The 19049-nt window shown below is 34.7% G+C and carries 17 protein-coding genes, 1 other RNA gene, 1 pseudogene and 1 other annotated feature; of the genes and pseudogenes, 5 read left to right on the top strand and 14 right to left on the bottom strand.

Annotation, left to right across the window (positions count from 1 at the left end; translation table 11 throughout):
- Positions 1-335: 335 nt before the first annotated feature.
- Positions 336-1232 carry a YitT family protein gene (locus BMX83_RS07515; RefSeq protein ID WP_091635493.1) on the bottom strand — a complete coding sequence of 299 codons (897 nt, stop codon included), beginning with the start codon at positions 1230-1232 and terminating at the stop codon, positions 336-338.
- 162 nt (positions 1233-1394) lie between these two features.
- Between BMX83_RS07515 and BMX83_RS07510 the strand changes: the two genes are divergently transcribed.
- Positions 1395-2309 (top strand): diacylglycerol/lipid kinase family protein, encoded by a 915-nt coding sequence (locus BMX83_RS07510; protein ID WP_091635491.1) that lies wholly within the window; start codon positions 1395-1397, stop codon positions 2307-2309.
- Between the two features lie 177 nt (positions 2310-2486).
- Here BMX83_RS07510 and recD2 read toward each other — a convergent pair whose 3' ends face one another.
- The 5 genes from recD2 to gshAB all read right to left on the bottom strand — a co-directional run bounded on the left by recD2 (position 2487) and on the right by gshAB (position 10280).
- Positions 2487-4865 carry an SF1B family DNA helicase RecD2 gene (gene recD2 / locus BMX83_RS07505; protein WP_091635528.1) on the bottom strand — a complete coding sequence of 793 codons (2379 nt, stop codon included), beginning with the start codon at positions 4863-4865 and terminating at the stop codon, positions 2487-2489.
- 284 nt (positions 4866-5149) lie between these two features.
- The gene (mnmA, locus tag BMX83_RS07500; RefSeq protein WP_281242084.1) at positions 5150-6364 is read right to left on the bottom strand and encodes a tRNA 2-thiouridine(34) synthase MnmA; all 1215 of its coding nucleotides are present in this window, start codon (positions 6362-6364) and stop codon (positions 5150-5152) included.
- 96 nt (positions 6365-6460) lie between these two features.
- Complete coding sequence (locus BMX83_RS07495; RefSeq protein ID WP_143059501.1) at positions 6461-6805, bottom strand: hypothetical protein; 345 nt, start codon at positions 6803-6805, stop codon at positions 6461-6463.
- Between the two features lie 41 nt (positions 6806-6846).
- A complete protein-coding gene (locus BMX83_RS07490; RefSeq protein ID WP_091635485.1) occupies positions 6847-7995 on the bottom strand; it encodes a cysteine desulfurase family protein in 1149 nt (382 codons plus the stop codon).
- Positions 7996-8012: 17 nt separating this feature from the next.
- Positions 8013-10280, bottom strand: a complete 2268-nt coding sequence (gene gshAB / locus BMX83_RS07485; protein ID WP_091635483.1) for a bifunctional glutamate--cysteine ligase GshA/glutathione synthetase GshB — start codon at positions 10278-10280, stop codon at positions 8013-8015.
- A 180-nt stretch (positions 10281-10460) separates the two neighbouring features.
- Here gshAB and BMX83_RS07480 point away from each other — a divergent pair, with 180 nt between their 5' ends.
- The 3 genes from BMX83_RS07480 to BMX83_RS07470 all read left to right on the top strand — a co-directional run bounded on the left by BMX83_RS07480 (position 10461) and on the right by BMX83_RS07470 (position 12560).
- On the top strand, positions 10461-11726 hold the full coding sequence (locus BMX83_RS07480) for a replication-associated recombination protein A (RefSeq protein WP_091635481.1): 1266 nt from the start codon (positions 10461-10463) through the stop codon (positions 11724-11726).
- Positions 11727-11790: 64 nt separating this feature from the next.
- Positions 11791-11979: non-coding RNA, 6S RNA (ssrS, locus tag BMX83_RS07475), on the top strand.
- A gap of 113 nt (positions 11980-12092) precedes the next feature.
- The gene (locus BMX83_RS07470) at positions 12093-12560 is read left to right on the top strand and encodes a universal stress protein (protein WP_091635478.1); all 468 of its coding nucleotides are present in this window, start codon (positions 12093-12095) and stop codon (positions 12558-12560) included.
- Positions 12561-12827: 267 nt separating this feature from the next.
- Here BMX83_RS07470 and BMX83_RS07465 read toward each other — a convergent pair whose 3' ends face one another.
- From BMX83_RS07465 to BMX83_RS07430, 8 genes are all read right to left on the bottom strand, one after another.
- Positions 12828-14018, bottom strand: a complete 1191-nt coding sequence (locus BMX83_RS07465) for an acetate/propionate family kinase (protein ID WP_091635475.1) — start codon at positions 14016-14018, stop codon at positions 12828-12830.
- 15 nt (positions 14019-14033) lie between these two features.
- On the bottom strand, positions 14034-15041 hold the full coding sequence (locus BMX83_RS07460) for a class I SAM-dependent methyltransferase (protein WP_091635472.1): 1008 nt from the start codon (positions 15039-15041) through the stop codon (positions 14034-14036).
- 202 nt (positions 15042-15243) lie between these two features.
- Positions 15244-15528, bottom strand: coding sequence for a 50S ribosomal protein L27 (rpmA, locus tag BMX83_RS07455; RefSeq protein WP_091635469.1), 285 nt, complete (start codon positions 15526-15528; stop codon positions 15244-15246).
- 25 nt (positions 15529-15553) lie between these two features.
- Positions 15554-15886: a ribosomal-processing cysteine protease Prp gene (locus tag BMX83_RS07450; RefSeq protein ID WP_091635466.1), complete on the bottom strand. Its 333-nt coding sequence runs from the start codon at positions 15884-15886 to the stop codon at positions 15554-15556.
- Positions 15887-15908: 22 nt separating this feature from the next.
- The gene (gene rplU / locus BMX83_RS07445) at positions 15909-16220 is read right to left on the bottom strand and encodes a 50S ribosomal protein L21 (RefSeq protein ID WP_091635463.1); all 312 of its coding nucleotides are present in this window, start codon (positions 16218-16220) and stop codon (positions 15909-15911) included.
- A gap of 47 nt (positions 16221-16267) precedes the next feature.
- Positions 16268-16345, bottom strand: a sequence feature (ribosomal protein L21 leader region).
- An 88-nt stretch (positions 16346-16433) separates the two neighbouring features.
- Positions 16434-17093, bottom strand: coding sequence for an amino acid ABC transporter ATP-binding protein (locus BMX83_RS07440; RefSeq protein WP_091635461.1), 660 nt, complete (start codon positions 17091-17093; stop codon positions 16434-16436).
- A 12-nt stretch (positions 17094-17105) separates the two neighbouring features.
- On the bottom strand, positions 17106-17735 hold the full coding sequence (locus tag BMX83_RS07435) for an amino acid ABC transporter permease (protein WP_091635458.1): 630 nt from the start codon (positions 17733-17735) through the stop codon (positions 17106-17108).
- 24 nt (positions 17736-17759) lie between these two features.
- Entirely contained in the window at positions 17760-18548 is a 789-nt protein-coding gene (locus BMX83_RS07430) for an amino acid ABC transporter substrate-binding protein (protein ID WP_091635455.1), read from the bottom strand.
- Positions 18549-18776: 228 nt separating this feature from the next.
- On the opposite strand from BMX83_RS07430, the pseudogene BMX83_RS07425 reads away from it, so the two are divergent.
- Positions 18777-19049 (top strand): annotated as a pseudogene (locus BMX83_RS07425) (transposase family protein); the annotation flags it as partial.

Here is a 19049-nt window from a genome sequence, read left to right as displayed (position 1 = left end):
TTCTCATTTCTCCTTTTAAAATACATTTATATACAAAAAAACTGAATAAATCACTACAGACAAGGACGAGTAGTCGCGGTACCACCTTGTTTGCAATAACTTATTCAGTCAGTCATTACCTCTTCAGACTTGTTAACGCCAAGCAACGTTATACTTTCGTATAATCCTTTGAAGGGAGCACCAAAGTGTAGGATATTCTTTCACCATATGAATATCTCTCTTTTATTACGCCTTAGTATGTCCTTCTGTGAATGATAAAAGTATAGCGTATATCAATGAATTAGTCAATATTATACACGTATATAAACTCTTTATACTATTTTAAATATATCAATTTATTTTGATTCATCTGTCCATTCTGTTTCATTAACAGGAAAATACTTTTGTAAGGAAAAACCGCGCCCTAACACTTCGCTCGCAGGCATAGCAACAACAAAAGCGTCAGCGTCAGCTTTTAGCACCACTTCTTTAAGCAATGTAAACTCTCTTTCTTGTACCACTGCCATAAGCATATCTTTATCTGTATTGCCGTATCCTCCACGAATACCTAAATTAGTGACACCGCGCTCCATTGTGTGTAAAATTGCATCTCTAATATCTCCAGGATTATCAGAAATGATGAAGATGTTTTTATTTCTATTAAATCCAATTTGTACTAAATCTATTGTACGGGAAACTATAAACAATGAGATTAACGAATACATTACCGTTTCAACATCAAAAACAAGCAAAGCAACCATGATTACAACACCATCAACCATTATTGTACTGAGACCTAACGGTAAATGTAAATATTGGTAAAGGACTTGGACAATAATACTTGTCCCACCTGTAGAGGATTTTGCACGATAAACGATGCCTATACCTAAACCTGTAAGGCCCCCACCAAATATGGCAGCTAACAGGGGGTCTCTCGTAACTGGTTCCCAGTGACCAATAAAACTCAAGAAAAACGGAAGAAGCAAACTGCCTAATATTGTTTTATAACCTGCTTCCTTACCTAATACTGCAAAACAAAGGACTAGAAGGGGAATGTTCAATCCATATTGGAACAAGGCAGGATCCCATCCAAACATAGCATTTGCTGGTATTGATAATCCAGATACGCCTCCAGAAACAATATTATTGGGTAACAGAAATACTTGAAAGGAAACCGATGCTAGAAATGACCCAATGATAATATAGACATAGTCCACCATACTTAATGTATATTTTTTTGCTACGCGTAACATTTAAAGACCTCCTTAGATTATTGCTTAACTCGAGCTATTCTAACATTATAGGCATCAAAGTTACAAGTACAACTTTCTTAAATATACGTTTTTTTCTAGATACTTTATTTCCCATTACTATTTCGAGTATACTAGTGTCAGTATACTAAATTGGGTGATTAGATGAATGTTAAACATTTAGTTTTTATTGTCAATAAATTTTCAAGGAATGGTGGGTCTATTATTTCAAAGCTTGAGCGAGTTATGCCTCTCTTTGAATGTACATATGATGTTCACATCACAAGATATCCAAAACATGCCACAGAATTAAGTGAATCTCTAGTGAAAGAAAGAAAACAGGACAGTATTATTGTTGCTGTTGGAGGCGATGGTACGTTAAATGAGGTATTAACGGGCTTGCTGAATGCCGATTCAAAACCTCTTACGCCACTTGCTTATATTCCAATCGGATCAGGAAATGATTTTGCACGATCCTTACAGTTATCTTTCAATCTCAAAGAGTCTATTCACAAGATAATAAATACAACATCCTCCACATACTTAGACGTTTTAATTGGAGAATCAAACTCAGGCAATATTGTCGCTGTAAATAGTATCGGAGTTGGCCTAGATGGGATGGTAATCAATAGTTTAGAAAAAAATAAAAACAAACAGCGTATTGGAAAATTTTCTTATCTTGCATCTGTTATATCAGCCTATTTTTCACAAAAAACATTTTCTCTTGAGATTCTAACGGACAAAGGGACCTATACTTATAAACAGAGTTTGCTCGCTGTATGTACAAACAACACGTTCTTTGGAGGGGGTATTCCAATCCATCCAAATGCTCTTTCTACTGACGGTATGGTTGACCTTGTCATCGCTGAAAAAGTATCCTTCTTTGAATTACTAACTATTTTATTTTCAATTTTAACAAACCAAAAACATTTACAGCATAAAAAACTACATTCTTATCGCACAGCTTTTTGCAATTTAACCATAACCCCTTCTCAATATGGACAGCATGATGGTGAACTTATCAGTCAAAAAGTTGATCAACTCTCTGTAAAAACAATTAAGCATCCTTTTTTTATATAATAAGCTACCCCTGAGACAAAATACGCTTGGGGCCTTCATTAGCGGAACCTATATGGCTCAACAAAAGTAGTTCATGTATCCATCCACGCACTGTAGGGTTAGTCTAGTTGGGAATATTAAAAATTTAATTCAAAAACACTAGTAAGGCCAAGACGCTTCTCCCAGCCTTACTAGTGTTTAAGGTGTCACACCTTCCATACCAATCATAGGGTCAACACTCTGATTAGTCACATCTGAAGGTTTCAAAATATAATCTATTTTTTCGATCTGCTTTTTCACTTTATTTTCAACGTCCATAGATACCATTTCTTTGTCTTCTAAATGTGCATTTATACGTTCTGCCAACGTTGTTTTTCGCTCTGTTGTATTCTCAGAAACACTTTTAAAGAATGCATCCTGTTCTCCACATAATAATAATGTTTGACTGGCTCGTGTGATTGCTGTGTAAATAATATCCTTTTTTAACATCCTGCCATAGCCGTATACAACAGGTAGAATGACCATCGGGTACTCACTACCTTGAGATTTATGAATCGAACAACAATAGGATAAGGTTATTTTATTCCATTCATTTCTCAAATAATTGACTTCATTACCATCAAAATCTATCACAAGCTCTTCTGAACTATTTTCAGATTCCTTTTTTGATAAGATTCCCTTAATAATCCCTATATCACCATTGAATACATTTCTTTCTGGATCATTTATGAGTTGTAAAACTTTATCACCAATACGATATACTCTGTCCATAAAAACAACTTCTTTAGTTCCTGGTTTTTTGGGATTAAATAATTTCTGGAGCTTAATGTTCAATCGATCAATTCCTGCCTCTCCTTTATAAATTGGAGCAAGCACCTGTATCTCTTGGGCTGTATATCCCTTTGCTATTGCTTTTTCAACTAGCAAGGACACAACATCTACAACTTGTTTTGTACGGCATGGGAAAAAGTTGCGATCTTGTTTCTTTTCCGAGAAATTATCAGGTATATTTCCTTTTTTCATTTCATGAGCCAATGTAACAATTGAAGAGCCATCATCCTGACGATATATTTCAGTTAATTCCTTCTTTTCTATTTCTTCACTTGCAATCAAGTCTCTAAGAACTTGTCCAGGACCAACTGAAGGAAGTTGATCTTTATCTCCAACCATAATCACTTTCATATTATCAGGTACAGATTTTAATAATTGATAACCCAACCATGTATCCACCATCGACATCTCGTCGATAATAAGCAGGTCGCCTTTTAATTTTCTATCTGATTCTTGTAACGAATCATCATCAGAACCCGTTAAGCCTAACAATCGATGGATTGTACTGGACGGAAGCCCGGTTGTTTCTTTCATACGTTTAGCTGCACGACCGGTCGGCGCAGCAAGTAAGATAGGAAAGGGCTCATTCGGATAGTCTGATGGTTCCAAACTGATTTCATTTAATTCAGCATATATAGATACAATAACCTCTAATACTGTCGTTTTTCCTGTGCCAGGCCCTCCAGTTAATATGAATACCGGTGCTACTAGCGCCTTTTTTATTGCTTCTTTTTGAGATCTCCCAAATAGGATACCTCTGCTTTTTTCAAATGCCTTAATTTTTTTATTTATTACAGCTGTTTGTTCTTTTTCTTTATCATTATTTATCTTTATTCTTTCTAGAGCATTGGATATTCCCCATTCTGAAGCATACAATGAAGGCAAATAAAAACGATTGCCGTCCTTAATGATTCCTTGTGAATCAAGAAGTTCAATGATGTTCTCAGCGATTAAATCAGGTTCAATAATAAACGGCCGACTTTTTTCAAGGGTTGAGAGGCTATTATTCATTAATAAATCTGACGTTATGTATGTATCTCCAGATTTCATTATATGATCCTCTAGGGCATAAATAATACCTGCCTTCACTCTTTCTGGAGCATCCCCTACGATATCTAATTCTTCTGCAATAGCATCTGCACGATTGAAACCTACTCCATCAATTTCTTCTATTAATCGATATGGGTTAGACTGAATAACTGAAAGTGTTTCTTCTTTAAAGTGTTGATATATTTTATAAGCTAATTTATTGGTTATGCCATAATTATTTAAAGCAATGATAACTTTCTGCATCCCCTGCTCTTTTTCCAATACAGAAAGAATCATTTCTTTTTTTGCCTTGTTTAAACCAGGTATACCTTCTAAGACGCTCTCATCAGCAAGTATCTTATCTATGCTGTCAAGTCCTAGGGTATCAACTATTTTTTGAGCGGTTTTTTTCCCAATCCCTTTAAACCTTGGGCTCGAGAGATAAGTTATAATTGCTTCCTGTGTGGATGGTTTCTCTTTTAAATATCTAGAAGAACGAAATTGCAACCCATACTTTGGATGATCTGTCCATTTTCCAAAAAACGTATAGGCATCTCCTTCTTGTATTTGACCAAACTCACCTGTAACAACTGTTTGTGATTCTTTTACGTCTGTATTTGTTGAATCAATTTGAACCAGCATTACTTTGTAATAGTTAGAAGGACTTTTAAAAAATATAGTAGTGACTTCACCACTAATGTATTCTTCAGGGTTCATATTATTTGAAAGTTCTTGTTGCACATAAAGTCCTCCTTTCTGTCATTTGATATTTTTATATAATTTTTCTTAAATTGCTCATTTTTTCTTTATCTATAGAATTATAAATAATCGTTCTATTACTTTCTAATTTAGTTTATCATATCAGCCTCATGGAAATGAAGAGAGAATATATAAATCCTGGACATTCATTTTTTCATTCAGTCATTCATAATATATTTTCAGTCTATTCTCTTCTATAAAAAAAGAACTACCCGTTTTAGTGAGTAGCTCCTTTTTTCTTTCTAGATATATTTGAGTAACGTTTCTTCTTTATAAGCTCGGTCTATTGTTCCTCCGCCAAGACATTCATCACCATCATAGAAAACAATCGCTTGACCTGGTGTAATGGCTCGAGTAGGTTCATCAAACTCTACTACCGCACTATCTTCTTCTTTATTATAAAAGACTGTCACATTCGTATCTTCTTGTCGGTATCTAAATTTTGCTGTACATCTAAACGTTTCAGGATATGATTTATCCGTCGTAAATGAAAAGTCACTCGCTTCTAAATGCGTGGCATATAAATGTGGGTGAGTAAATCCTTGACCAACAATCAGTTCATTATTCTCCATGTTCTTACCAATAGCGAACCAGGGCTCGTTAGATTGACCTGTGCCGCCGATTCCTAAGCCTTTTCTCTGGCCGATTGTATAGTACATTAAACCATCGTGACGACCCATTATTTCTCCATCTTCGGTAACCATGTTTCCAGGTTGAGCTGGCAAATAATTCATAAGAAATTCTTTGAAATCTTTTTCACCAATAAAACAAATACCTGTGGAATCTTTTTTATTGGCTGTCGCTAGCTCAGCTTCTTCAGCAATTTTTCTAACTTCACTTTTATCCATTTCCCCTAAAGGAAACATGACTTTTGATAATTGTTTTTGGGATAATTGATTAAGGAAATACGTTTGATCCTTATTATTATCAACACCACGAAGCATATGAGTTATGCCGTTCTCGTCCCTCTCTACACGTGCATAATGACCTGTCGCAACATAATCTGCACCTAGGCTCATGGCATAATCTAAAAAGGCTTTGAATTTAATCTCTTTGTTACACATAACATCGGGATTCGGTGTTCGCCCTTTCTTATATTCATCTAAGAAATACTGGAATACTTTATCCCAATATTCTTCTTCAAAATTAATAGAGTAGTAAGGAATACCAATTTTATTGGCTACAAGACCAACATCTTTATAATCTTCTGTAGCTGTACAGACGCCATTTTCATCCGTATCATCCCAATTTTTCATAAAGACGCCAATGACATCATAGCCTTGTTGTTTAAGCAATAAAGCAGTAACAGAAGAATCTACTCCACCACTCATACCTACAACGACTCTTATATTTTTATTCGACATTTGTTCCACCATCATTTCTGTAAAATTCTGTACTTGAACGAATTGAAGGTTCGTATGTTTCCAGTCTGTACTATTATACTTCCTGTACTTCATAAATCAAGGGCCAGTTTGATAATCTAAAATTCAAAAGACATACACGTCATCTGTATGTCTTCTGATCATTCTTAACTTTATATAGTTAAACGTCAATCATTGAACCTTTAGAAGGACATTTGCATTTACTAAGGACTCAATGATTCCCTCAGCAAATTGTTTTTCTTCTTTCAGTTGATCTGATTTATACAGGTCAACCTTCTTTAATCCATTTGACGTGACTGCGGTTAACTTCAGTTCATCGATATCTTTGGAAATAACAAGTTTTAACTTAGGTGTTTTCTTGTTTTGATTGTGTAATGAAAGAGCTCTTTCGTATTGAAATGATCCATTCTTACTCTCTAAAAAACCATTGTCTCTTAACGTATATCTCTTTGCATCAGGGTGCACAGTGTAAAAAGTGTTGCTACTTAATAATCGATCCTTTTTATATGTGGCCAAAGCTAATTCCTCCTTAGAAGTAGTGTATATCTCATTATACCTTACTTTCCCTTTAAAAAAATACTGGCTTTTTTTATTTTATCTACCGATTTAATGATATCCTCTTCTTTTATCCCTAATCCGAAGCTAATTCTTATTGTTTCTTCTACAGCTGGATGGTTTTCATCATATAGCGATGTTAACACATGGCTATGGCCCACTGTTCCTGCTGAGCAAGCTGACCCTGATGAAACAGCGATATTTTCTAAATCTAAATGAATCAATAGTTTATCTGACGGAATTCCATTTAAATGCACACTTAATATATGTGATAAACTGTCTTCAATCGTACCATTAATGTCAAAATCAATATTATTTTCTTGTAATTTACTGATAAACAATTTTTTGAAGTAGAGATAAGACTCTTTCGTTTCTTTCTTATTCGTACGTCTCACTTCCACAGCTTTCTTGAAACCAATAATCGCGGGTAGATTTTCTGTTCCGGCTCTTAATTTGTTCTCTTGTTCTCCTCCAAGTATTAAAGGAGCTAGAGATATTTGATTACTCTTGTATAAAAAACCGACACCTTTAGGGCCATTAATTTTATGACTTGACACCGAGAGCAAATCAATCTTTGACTCTCTAACATCAATTTCTTCTGTTCCGTAGGCTTGTACTGCATCAGTATGAAATAAAACATCAGGATGTTCCTCTTTTAGATAGTGCCCTATTTTTTGTATCGGCATCATACTTCCTATCTCGTTATTTCCATACATAATAGAAACAAGAAACGTATCTTCCCTTAAGGCATTTTTTATTTGTTCAAGGGTAATCTGTCCATCATTGTTAATGGTTAAATAAGTGATATCATACCCTTGTTTGCTTAAATAATCTAAAGGTTTTAGTACAGCAGGATGTTCTATCTCTGTCGTAATAATATGTTTTCCTTTATATTTTTCCGCAGACTTAATAATAGCCATATTGTCACTTTCTGTTCCCCCACTGGTGATAATAATTTCTTGGGGATTTGCATTTATACTCTCCGCAAACGTTCTGCGGGCTTCTTCTATTATTCCTCTACTCTCACGTCCTAGCTGATGAATACTTGAGGCATTCCCAAAATAGTGTTTCATAGCTTCTGACATGACTTCTATGACTTCCGGATGCATGGGCGTTGTTGCCGCATGATCTAAATATATTGTATCACTCATAATTTATCCTTTCTAAACTAAGAGAGCTTGACATTCGGATATAACATTTCCAATACTTTCATGGATAGCCGTCTGCCTTTGCCTTTTTCTACATAAGCATGCATATTCATTGCAGGATTAAAGTTAGCTTCAATGACGGTATATCCTTTATTTTCTTTTGAACTGGGTTCTTGCATATCTGGAATGATTAAATCAAGTCCCGTAACTTTAACTTCCAATTCGCGTGCGATTTCTTCAGCTATAGTTTTATAACTAGCATGCATCTCGTCTGTTACATCAATTGGGTCGCCACCTGTAGATATATTGGAATTCTCGCGTAGGTATACTTTCTCGTCTTTATCAATAACAGTTTCAAAAGTATGTCCTTGCTCTTTAAGCATCAACGCTTCCAATTCACCCATTGTAATGCGTGCCAATGGTGCCCGATGTTTTTCTCCTCGGTAAGGGTGTTGATTTTTAATATCAATTAGTTCTTTAATTGTGTGTTTGCCATCGCCAACGACATTAGCAGGTTCACGGAACAATACTGCTTCAACTTTTTCATTTAAAACAAAAAAGCGGTATTCTGCTCCTTCAATGTATTCTTCTACAAGTATACTGTCATCTTCTTTGAAGGCAAAATGTAAAGCCTCTTTATAATCCTCTTTCGAAGGCTTTTGTTTAAATATAGTAATACCTATACCATAATTTGTCGACTTAGGTTTAATAACGATAGATTGTTTAGAGGCTATGGCATAGTACTCCATGGCTTCTTCAAAGCTAGAAAACTCACTACCACCTGGAACTGAATAGTTTTTATCTCTTAGTAGTTTCTTGGTAACTGTTTTATTTGCCATGATCCAATGTGATATATATGAATCTTTTGAGGTCATGTTACCATTTCTAACATATTCCTTTTTCCCTTTATAGTTAAAAGCAAGAAACTGATCATTTGCGTCTAGGACTTCCGTTTTAATCCCTAATTGTAAAGCATCAAACATTAGGAGTTGTGTACTCATTTCCATTGATTCAAAACCACTTAATAAAAATGGTTTTTGCATAGAAAACTGTTTATGTTTTTTCCCAAGTTCATTACCAAGCTCAACATACGATTGGTCATGCCCTATCATATCCATTATTTTAGAAGACAATGTTTCTTCTGGATTATGGAACAGATGAATGGCTTCATCAATAATAGTAAGATACTCATTACCTAGCTTCAATTCTTGACTTGTTTCTTTTATTTTTTCTAATATTGCGATGCCTTCTTCTTTATATTTAGAATAGTCATAAGGATTTTCTAGGGAAGTTTCAGCATTCATTTCTATACCTTTTTTTACATCTTCATCTCTATTATCTTCATCCATCCAAACCATTGTCAGTAGATACGCATGCACTAATAAAGATTGTTCGTACGAAAAGCCCATTGGGTCAAACGGATTAAGATCGAAAGAGCGCAGTTCAATATAACGTGTACCGTTATTTACTAGTTGTCGGACGTTCTTACCCGCCCCTCTTAAACGAGAGGAACCGTAATATTCTCTTTCTTCATATAATGTTTCATTTTTTACTAAGTCTTCAATATCTTTTATATAGTTCTCAATAGATTCATAAGAAACATTTTCACTGAAGGTATTATGATAACCATAAGCACTGTTTCTAAGACTTCTGGCAGGACCAATCTCGCTACTATCCAATAAGGTTGGATGACTCACTGGTGAAGCTCCAAATAAATAGGTTAATATCCATTGATACCTAAAAAAGTTTCGGGACATTTTTAAATACATATTATTGATCCACTCGTTTTTATCTGAATCTAATTGCTTTTTCTCATTTATTTTATCAATAAATTCAGCTGTAAATGAAAAGTTATAATGAACCCCACTTATCATTTGTTTCTTTTTACCGTATTTTTCAGCGAGTTTTTTCCGATAGTCTATTTCGCTCTGCTCTTTAACTTTAATAATGGGAATGTCAGCTTCTTCAGGAAGTATGTTTGCCATACTAAAAGGCCACAGAAATTCATCTTCAGGAATTGTTTTATTTACCACATCGTGCAATGCTTTTAACCATTGGTATTGTAATTTTAGAGTATCCTGTGGTGGAGTAACTAACTCAAGTTGCGCTTCACTAAAGTCTGTTTGCACGTATGGATGGTGACTTCGACTACCAAAGGCACTTGGATGATTGGTTTGGGAAAGATATCCTGAAGCATCTGTTCTAAGACCTTCTTTCTCAATACCAAAATAACCTTTAGTGAAATAAGGTTCGAGATTATTATTCTTTATAATTTTCTTTAGATTCATATTATACTTCCTTTTATATAGTAAGTTTTTCAACAAAACATATCATATCATAAATTATCTTTTCCTACACAATTATTGCTTGCAAAAATAGAATTTATTTTTTTCAAAGATTTTCATTGTTTAAGAAAGAATGCTATAATTACATCACTTTAAACCAAGCTTTTAATAAGGAGAATACGATTGAACAAACCATTAGCCTATCGCATGAGGCCAAAGACAATTGATAATATTGTTGGTCAAACACATCTTGTAGGAAAACAAAAGATCATCTGGAGAATGACAAAGGCGAAACAACTCTCGTCTATGATTCTTTATGGTCCTCCTGGTATAGGAAAAACAAGTATTGCAAGTGCCATAGCCGGCTCTACTCAATACGCTTTTCGTATGCTGAATGCAGCGACAGATAAGAAAAAAGACTTGGAAATTGTTGTAGAAGAAGCGAAAATGAGCGGAACAGTTATTTTACTTCTTGATGAGGTGCATCGCTTGGATAAACCCAAACAAGACTTTTTACTTCCTCACCTTGAAAATGGAAGAATCGTTTTAATCGGAGCTACAACTGAAAACCCCTATATATCCATTCATCCAGCCATCCGAAGTCGAGCGCAAATATTTGAGCTTAAACCTTTAACAAGCGAAAATATAAAAGACGCTTTAAACAGGGCTATAAATGATGAAGAAAATGGTTTAGGTACTTTACCCCTCATAATAAAGGACAATGTATTGGATTACTTTGCTAGAGCCACTCAAGGGGATCTAAGAAGTGCATTAAATGCCTTAGAATTAGCAGCGAAATCAACAGAAGCTAATGCAGACGGTTCTATTGTTATTACAAAAGATATCGCTGAAGAATGTCTTCAAAAAAAATCCTTATCTCATGACAAAGATGGGGATGCACATTATAATACTATCTCTGCATTTCAGAAATCGATACGTGGGAGTGATGTTCACGCCGCACTCCACTACTTGGCAAGGTTAATTGAGGCTGGGGAATTAAAAGTTATCATCCGCCGTCTGATAGTTACCGCATATGAAGATATTGGTCTATCTAATCCAGCTGGGGTTGCTCGTGTAGTCACCGCTACTGAAGCTGCTGAAAAAATAGGTTTTCCGGAAGCTCGTATTCCTTTGTCTAATGCAGTTATCGAAATGTGTCTGTCGCCAAAATCTAATAGCGCTATAAGTGCTATCGACAAAGCTTTGCAAGATGTCAGGAATGGTTTTTCGGGAAGTGTACCAGATCATCTCAAAGATGCACACTACAAGGGAGCAGAACAACTGGGTAGCGGCGTCAATTATCGCTATCCTCATAACCATGAGAACCATTGGGTAAAACAGCAATATCTGCCAGACAATTTAAAAAACAAAACATATTACGAGCCCCTTTCCACATCCAAGTTTGAAAATGCACTAAGCAATCAGTTAGCAAAATATAATAATAAGTAATTTAAAATAATTAATCGAGCACTCTTTATTGACTAAGTATAGGCTGAGTGATAATATAAGAGTAAGAATTCTGAGGTGTACGCGATGCCTACAAACTGTGTTGACCGAACATTTTATTATAACATTGGGATTCTAAAGGAAGAATTGCTGACATGCCTTATCACTTGGAAGTCAAATATTTTTCTGGTGAAGCCCACCTGCCAATAGCGGGTTCAACCTAACATGGCATTCAACCGGCACCATCGGTTTTCTTATACTTAGTTAGAAATAGAGTCAAGACTTTCTAGTCTTGGCTCTTTTTTTATTAGGTTATTTCTTTCATTTTTAGTATAATGGAAGTAAGATAAAGGAAGGGTTGTGTTTGATATGTTACAAGAGTATAAAAAAATATTAGTCGCCATAGATGGATCGTCACAGGCAGAAAAAGCCTTTAAGAAAGCGGTTGAAGTAGCTAAAAGAAACGATGCTGTTTTAGTCCTGGCGCACGTCATTGATACAAGAGCTTACCAATCATTTAGTACATTCGACGGCTCTATTGCTGACAATGCACGTGAAGAAGCAAAAAATACCCTGAATGATTACAAAGAATACGCAGAAAAAGAAGGCTTATCTCATATCAAGAAAGTTTTGGAATACGGTTCACCTAAGATAATGATTGCTAAGCAAATACCTGAAGCGGAAGAGATTGATTTAATAATGCTCGGTGCAACTGGTTTGAATGCTGTTGAACGTATATTCGTTGGCTCGGTTTCTGAATACGTTATCCGTCAGGCTGAATGTGATGTCTTAATTGTACGCACTGATCTTACAAATAAATTTGATAAAGAATCATAATATAGTTTCATGAAGAATACAGTCATTTAAAACTATTATTCCTTGCTCCTTAATTTTTTTTAATGATATGTCGTACTCAGATACTACCTAGCGCGTGAGTTGTCGCTTTTTAAAAATGTATTAATTTTATAAAATCTGTAACTAAAAAAGTTTCAGCTGGTCCCTTGTCTTTTTAGACAGGAAGCCAACTGAAACTTTTTCGTATTATTTTTATTAGATCATCAAAAAAATAACTTGAACAATCGTACTCATTGCAAATCTTTAAATCTATTCACTAAATTTTTGAACATCTCGAGCAATCATAACTTCTTCATCAGTAGGTACCAACAAGACACTTACTTTTGAATCATCGGTCGAGATAATACGTTCTTTCCCACGAACATTATTTTTTTCTTCATCGATAGTTGCGCCAAGGAATGTTACTCGGTCAATAATATTTTTACGTGTTTCAACACCATTTTCACCAATACCAGCGGTAAATACAATAGCATCCACGCCGTTCATAGTTGCAGCATATGAACCAATATATTTAACAACTCTATCTTCAAAAATGCGCAATGCTAGAGCCGCACGCTCATCAGTTTCTTCAGCATCTTCAAGATCTCTCATATCACTTGAAATACCAGACAATCCTTTTAATCCTGATTTGTTATTTAGAATATAAACCATGTCGTTAATAGTTTCAATGCCTTCTTTTTCCATTAAGAATGGAAGTAATGATGCATCGATATCCCCAGAACGTGTTCCCATTGTAACGCCAGCTAGTGGTGTGAATCCCATTGACGTATCAATAGATTCTCCCCCATTAACCGCTGTAATAGAAGCACCATTCCCTAAGTGGCATGTAATGATTTTCAAGTCTTCAATCGGCTTTTCAAGCATATCAGCTGCTTTTAAGGCCACATATTTATGACTTGTTCCATGTGCACCATACTTACGCGCATTATGTTTTTCGTAGTATTCTAAGGGAACACTATATAAATAATTTACCTTGGGCATGGTCTGATGAAAGGACGTATCAAATACAGCAACACTAGTGATATCAGGTAGGATTTTTCTAAATGCCTTTATGCCAGTTGCATTTGCTGGATTATGAAGCGGTGCAAATTCTGCAAGACTCTCGATTTGTTCTATCACTTCATCTGTAACTAGAGCTGATTCTTGAAAGATTTCTCCTCCAGCAACAACACGATGTCCGACACCTGTTATTTCATTGAAGTCTTTGATAATCCCTAATTCAGTTAACTGTTTTAATAACATTTCAACAGCTACTTCATGATCGTTTATATCAACAATTTCTTCATATTTTTCACCGTTATTATATTTAATAGTAAAAATTGAATCATTTAAACCTATACGTTCAACAATTCCGGAAGCAAGGGTGTTTTCTTCAGGCATTTTAAATAACTTCCATTTCAAGCTGGAACTTCCAGCATTTATTGCTATAGTTTTTGACATATTAGCCACTCCTTATTATATCGATTCTTTTTCTTTCCATTGTTTTATATCTAGAAGAAAGGCTTTAAAAGCACTCTCATCCTTAACGCTAGGAACATCAGCAACAAGAACTTCAGAAACTTGCTTACTATTATTCCCTTTTTTCTGTACTACAAACAAAGATTTTCTTGATTTTTGTGAACTAAACCACTCAAGTGGCATATGAATAATAGATTGTACATGCCCATTTGAATGAACATACTTCAATAGATGTTTTACTTCTTCAGATTCGAATACATTTGTTGGTAAAATATAAAATGCATACCCATTCTCTTTTAAATAGTTAATTCCTTGTTCAATTAGTAAATAATGACTATAGGATAAGCCATCTTCGAATGCCGTTTGATATTGGTCTGTTTTTACCTCTTTCGGATAATATCCAATTGGTAAATCGGTAATCATAATGTCTACCGGATCCAACAATAACGGCTGAAGAGCATCTTGATGCATAAGATTAATAGATATATCTAGCAGCGCAGAAATTGTCGAAGCTAATGAAATTAATAACTCATCATTTTCCACTCCAGTTAATTTGACAGAATTATTTTCTGAAAAGAGCGTCGTGGATAGTGTGTAAAGTAAATTTCCGCTCCCCACAGATAGATCCGCTAGATGTAGTGACTTATTGGTATCAAAAAACAAGTCGATAAAATGTGATAAGATAACACCAATCCCGTCAGGCGTTGGCTGATGGTTAACCTGCATTCCATCTTCTGTTACCATATTAATAAGCATCATTTGTACAGCTTTTTTCCTTTCTTGCAAAGTTAACTCTTTAATTGATAGCGATGCATACAACTCTCTTAGTTCATCCCTTACGTCTGGTGAAGGTAAGTCATTTTCTACTTGTATCGTGCCATTATCTAAAATATTTTCTCCAGACTCAATGAACGCTTCTATAAAAGATATATTTAAATCTTCTTTTATAAGCTGTGTTGATTCAATTAATACAGTATAAAATTTTTCTATCTTGGATATATCCAATGCAACGATCCTTTCTACTTTTCTATTAGCCCCCAGAAAAAACTAGAACAATAGTGCAGAATAATTAAGACTTTAGCTGATTTATATCATAAAATATTATTATTATTTTATGTAAATTTAATTATGGGACTAATTTTAGTTCATGATAGAAAAAAAAAGGAACCAAAATCGTTAAGATTTATGATTCCAATTTATATGATAATTAGTTTGCTACAGGATAAACAGAAACTTGTTTCTTGTTTTTTCCTTTACGTTCAAAGCGAACAATACCATCAATTTTAGCAAATAATGTATCGTCTCCACCTCGACCAACATTTTCACCTGGATAAATTTTTGTTCCTCTTTGACGGAACAGAATAGATCCACCTGAGACAACTTGTCCATCTCCGCGTTTAGCGCCTAGACGTTTTGATTGTGAGTCACGGCCGTTAGTTGTTGAACCGCCACCTTTTTTAGTAGCAAAAAATTGTAAATTCATTTTCAACATATTCAATGCACCTCCATCACTTCTCTTATAGAGAATTAATATTCACATACTCACTATATTCTTCTTCTATACTATTTAAAGATAGTTGAAGACTCTTAAGGAGTATCTGGCTTGTTTCCATTTGTTTTTGAGTAATATCAGTAGGAATAGTAAATTTTAGATAGCCACCAGATTCTTCAGCAGAATTTACATCTAAGTGTATCTCAGCTATTTCCGATAAACTATTTACAGTCCCGATACTAAGAGCTGAAACAGCAGAACAGACAATATCATAGCCATATGGTCCAGCATCAGCATGTCCTGTTATTGTAACTGACATAATGTTTGAACCTTCACTTTGAAATTGAATATCTATCATTTCAGATTCCTCTTCTCAATGATTAATTTGATTTGATTGATTTGATAGAAACCTTTGTATAAGGTTGACGATGTCCCTTTTTATTGTGGGAATCTTTTCTACGACGATATTTGTAAGTAGTCACTTTTTTACCGCGACCCTGTTTCATAATTTCGCCTTCTACAGTTGCGTTTTTGATGAAGGGATTACCTACTACAGTATTATCTCCTCCAACAAACAAAACTTCGTCAAAAGTGATTGAATCACCGGCTTCTCCGATTAATTTTTCTACGAAGATTTCTTGGCCTTCTTCAACTTTAAGCTGTTTTCCACCTGTTTTAATAATTGCGTACATGTTTGTTGCACCTCCTTTAAATAATGAACAAAACCTGAGCTTTGTTCTTAAGCACTTAGACTCGCCGTTATAAGTAGTAGGATTCTACTTTTTATACACTTATATACGAGCGGTTGTAGTTGTGGTGCTACACATTTACAACATTACTATCATAGCAAATCAAAGCCTCATAGTCAATTCAAATTTAAAATTAACTTAAAAGATTTCATATTTTTAAAGTGTAGATGTCGGTTTTAAAAACAATTCAGACGATATTATACGATCACTAAATTTTTCAGCGAATCTTAAATCATGGGTAATCATAACGATACCAACATCATTTTTTATAACTGACTTCAAAAGTTCCCCAAAACGATCAGCTGTTTCGTAATCTAAAGCCGACGTTGGCTCATCCAAACATATAATCTGTGGATCCAACATAAGCGCCCGAGCGATAGCTACCCTTTGTTTCTGTCCTCCAGAAAGTTCTTTGGGATAAGAATGTTGTTTATCTAATATATCTAATTTCCCCAATAACTCATCTGCTTTTAAATTTATTTCTTCCCTTCTAATCGATTTATTGAGCAACGGACTAAGTGTGCAGTTCTCTTTAACCGTCAAATTGGGAAAAAGCTGAAAATCTTGAAAGACCATTCCAATGTTTTTATTAACACTTTTGTGACCATCCTGACCGGGAAATAGTCTATCATTATCTAATTTAATTTGTCCTTTATCTGGTTTATCTAACTGATTTAAAAGGCGAATAAACGTTGTTTTACCGGATCCTGATTCTCCCACTATAGAAACAATTTCTTTTTTCTGAACAGTTAGTGAGAAGTCTTTTATCAAGTCTAGCCCGTTCATTTTTTTGCTTAACCCTTCAATTACTAGCATCTGGTTCCCTCCTTAAAATTGATACTGCTTTTCGATTTTGTTTAATAGATATGAGATAATTCCTGTAACAATAAGATACAAAATCCCTACAAATATAAAAGGAATAAGTGACGCATATCTATTGGCGGCAATTTGCCCTGCTCTCAACACTTCTCCTAAACCTAATATATAAACAAGAGATGTATCTTTGACTAAAGCCAGGATTTCATTCCCCAGACTTGGTAGTGTTGTTTTTAAAACTTGGGGAAAAATAACATTTCGGTAGCCTTTAAAATGATTGATCCCAAGTACTTTCATAGCCTCAAATTGACCCGTGGGAACCCCCACCATGCCTCCTCTAAATATTTCAGCAAAATACGCTGCATAATTTAGTACAAAGGCAAAAACAGCTGCCGGAAAGCGATCTAAAGTTATGCCAACATATGGTAGACCGAAGAAAACAAACATCAATTGAAGAAGCAAAGGTGTTCCTCGCATAGCGTAGATATATAGTGTAATTAATCTCTGAATAAACTTTGGTCCATACACTTTTGCAACAGCTACCAAAAGCCCTAAAGGTAAGGATAGTACTAGTACAAGGCTGAATAACTTCAATGTTAATTCAAGCCCTGTTATAATTGACGGTAAAGCTGACCACGACATAATATTCACTCCTATCACTTACTTTTAATTGTTAAACCATTTCTGATAGATATCATCATAGGTATTTTCTTCCATAATTTTATCTAATGAGTCACTGAACGCTTCTCTCAGTTCATCATCATCTTGTCTAAATCCGATCGCATACTCTTCCTTTCCAAAGTCATCTTCCAAGACCTTATACTCAGATGATTCATTTTGCGCCATATAAAAACGTCCCAATGTTTCATCAACGACAATCGCCTCGCTTCGGCCAGAAATTAAATCATTAAACACGTCGTTATTTGATGGAAATTGTATGACTTCACCCTTTTCAAATTCTTCTAGTATATTTGATGGATCCTTTTCAATCGCACTAACTGCACTTGAGGATTGCTGAGCGGCTACTTTTTTCCCCTCTAAATCTTGCTTTGTATCAATATCGTTTCCTGCCAAAGTGACAATCATCTGACTGTTTTCTAAATATGGTGTACTAAAGTCTACTTTTTCAGAACGCTCTTCTGTAATTGTATAACCATTCCAAATCATATCAATATTGCCTGCATTTAATTCAGTCTCTTTCAACGCCCAGTCGATTGGTTGAAAACTTATCGTGTAGTCTAAATCATCTGCTATGGCATTAGCTAAATCGATATCGAAACCGACTAAATCTCCATCATCATTTCTGAATCCCATTGGTGCAAATGTATCATCTAATCCAATAACATAACTATTTTCGTTCTCACTTTCGTTATCTGCTGCTTCATTTGATTGACAGCCTGTTAAAACAATTCCTGATACGACTAATCCCATTACTAACAATTTTGTATTTTTCATTTTATATTCCTCCTAGTATTTTTAACCAAATTACACATTTATTGACGCTTTATATAAGGCTGCAGTCCTTATATAAAATAAAAAATCGTCCTTTAATCTTCGGTTCTATAATTAATCGTGTTGGTGAGTTCTAAAAACTCACTGGCACGTTTTTTGTATATCAATAGAAAAAGGCCAGTAGATTCCCTTATAATTAAGTCGACCAAAACCAATCAAAGGAGAATCTACATGACCCACTCTCATATTATACGAAATTCATTAAATATTAAAGACGAAAACATTATTTTTGATGTAAATAATTATCTTTGTATAGAAGAAAAGATAAAAGGAGTAAACTACTTAGTTTATCAAGCCACACTTACATACAAGCCGAAGGCTTGTCATCACTGTGGATCAGTTAATGAGAACTATTCGATCACTAAAAATGGCACCAAAACATCTACGATTAAATTAGGTAATATAATGTTTAAACCAGCTCTTTTACGATTGAAAAAGCAGCGT

Origin of the sequence: Alkalibacterium gilvum, assembly GCF_900109085.1 — a bacterium.
In the GTDB taxonomy this organism is placed as follows: domain Bacteria; phylum Bacillota; class Bacilli; order Lactobacillales; family Carnobacteriaceae_A; genus Alkalibacterium; species Alkalibacterium gilvum.
Note: the sequence above shows the minus strand (reverse complement) of the source record. Positions and strands in the feature narration are given on the sequence as shown.

Excerpts from the sequence above, each read along its gene's own strand:
- BMX83_RS07470 (WP_091635478.1), top strand. The coding sequence starts at position 12,093 with ATGTTACAAGAGTATAAAAAAATATTAGTCGCCATAGATGGATCGTCA.
- BMX83_RS07465 (WP_091635475.1), bottom strand. The coding sequence starts at position 14,018 with ATGTCAAAAACTATAGCAATAAATGCTGGAAGTTCCAGCTTGAAATGG.
- recD2 (WP_091635528.1), bottom strand. The coding sequence starts at position 4,865 with ATGAACCCTGAAGAATACATTAGTGGTGAAGTCACTACTATATTTTTT.
- BMX83_RS07430 (WP_091635455.1), bottom strand. The coding sequence starts at position 18,548 with ATGAAAAATACAAAATTGTTAGTAATGGGATTAGTCGTATCAGGAATT.
- mnmA (WP_281242084.1), bottom strand. The coding sequence starts at position 6,364 with ATGAAGTACAGGAAGTATAATAGTACAGACTGGAAACATACGAACCTT.
- rpmA (WP_091635469.1), bottom strand. The coding sequence starts at position 15,528 with ATGTTGAAAATGAATTTACAATTTTTTGCTACTAAAAAAGGTGGCGGT.
- BMX83_RS07440 (WP_091635461.1), bottom strand. The coding sequence starts at position 17,093 with ATGCTAGTAATTGAAGGGTTAAGCAAAAAAATGAACGGGCTAGACTTG.
- rplU (WP_091635463.1), bottom strand. The coding sequence starts at position 16,220 with ATGTACGCAATTATTAAAACAGGTGGAAAACAGCTTAAAGTTGAAGAA.
- BMX83_RS07510 (WP_091635491.1), top strand. The coding sequence starts at position 1,395 with ATGAATGTTAAACATTTAGTTTTTATTGTCAATAAATTTTCAAGGAAT.
- BMX83_RS07490 (WP_091635485.1), bottom strand. The coding sequence starts at position 7,995 with ATGAGTGATACAATATATTTAGATCATGCGGCAACAACGCCCATGCAT.
- BMX83_RS07450 (WP_091635466.1), bottom strand. The coding sequence starts at position 15,886 with ATGATAGATATTCAATTTCAAAGTGAAGGTTCAAACATTATGTCAGTT.
- gshAB (WP_091635483.1), bottom strand. The coding sequence starts at position 10,280 with ATGAATCTAAAGAAAATTATAAAGAATAATAATCTCGAACCTTATTTC.
- BMX83_RS07435 (WP_091635458.1), bottom strand. The coding sequence starts at position 17,735 with ATGTCGTGGTCAGCTTTACCGTCAATTATAACAGGGCTTGAATTAACA.
- BMX83_RS07515 (WP_091635493.1), bottom strand. The coding sequence starts at position 1,232 with ATGTTACGCGTAGCAAAAAAATATACATTAAGTATGGTGGACTATGTC.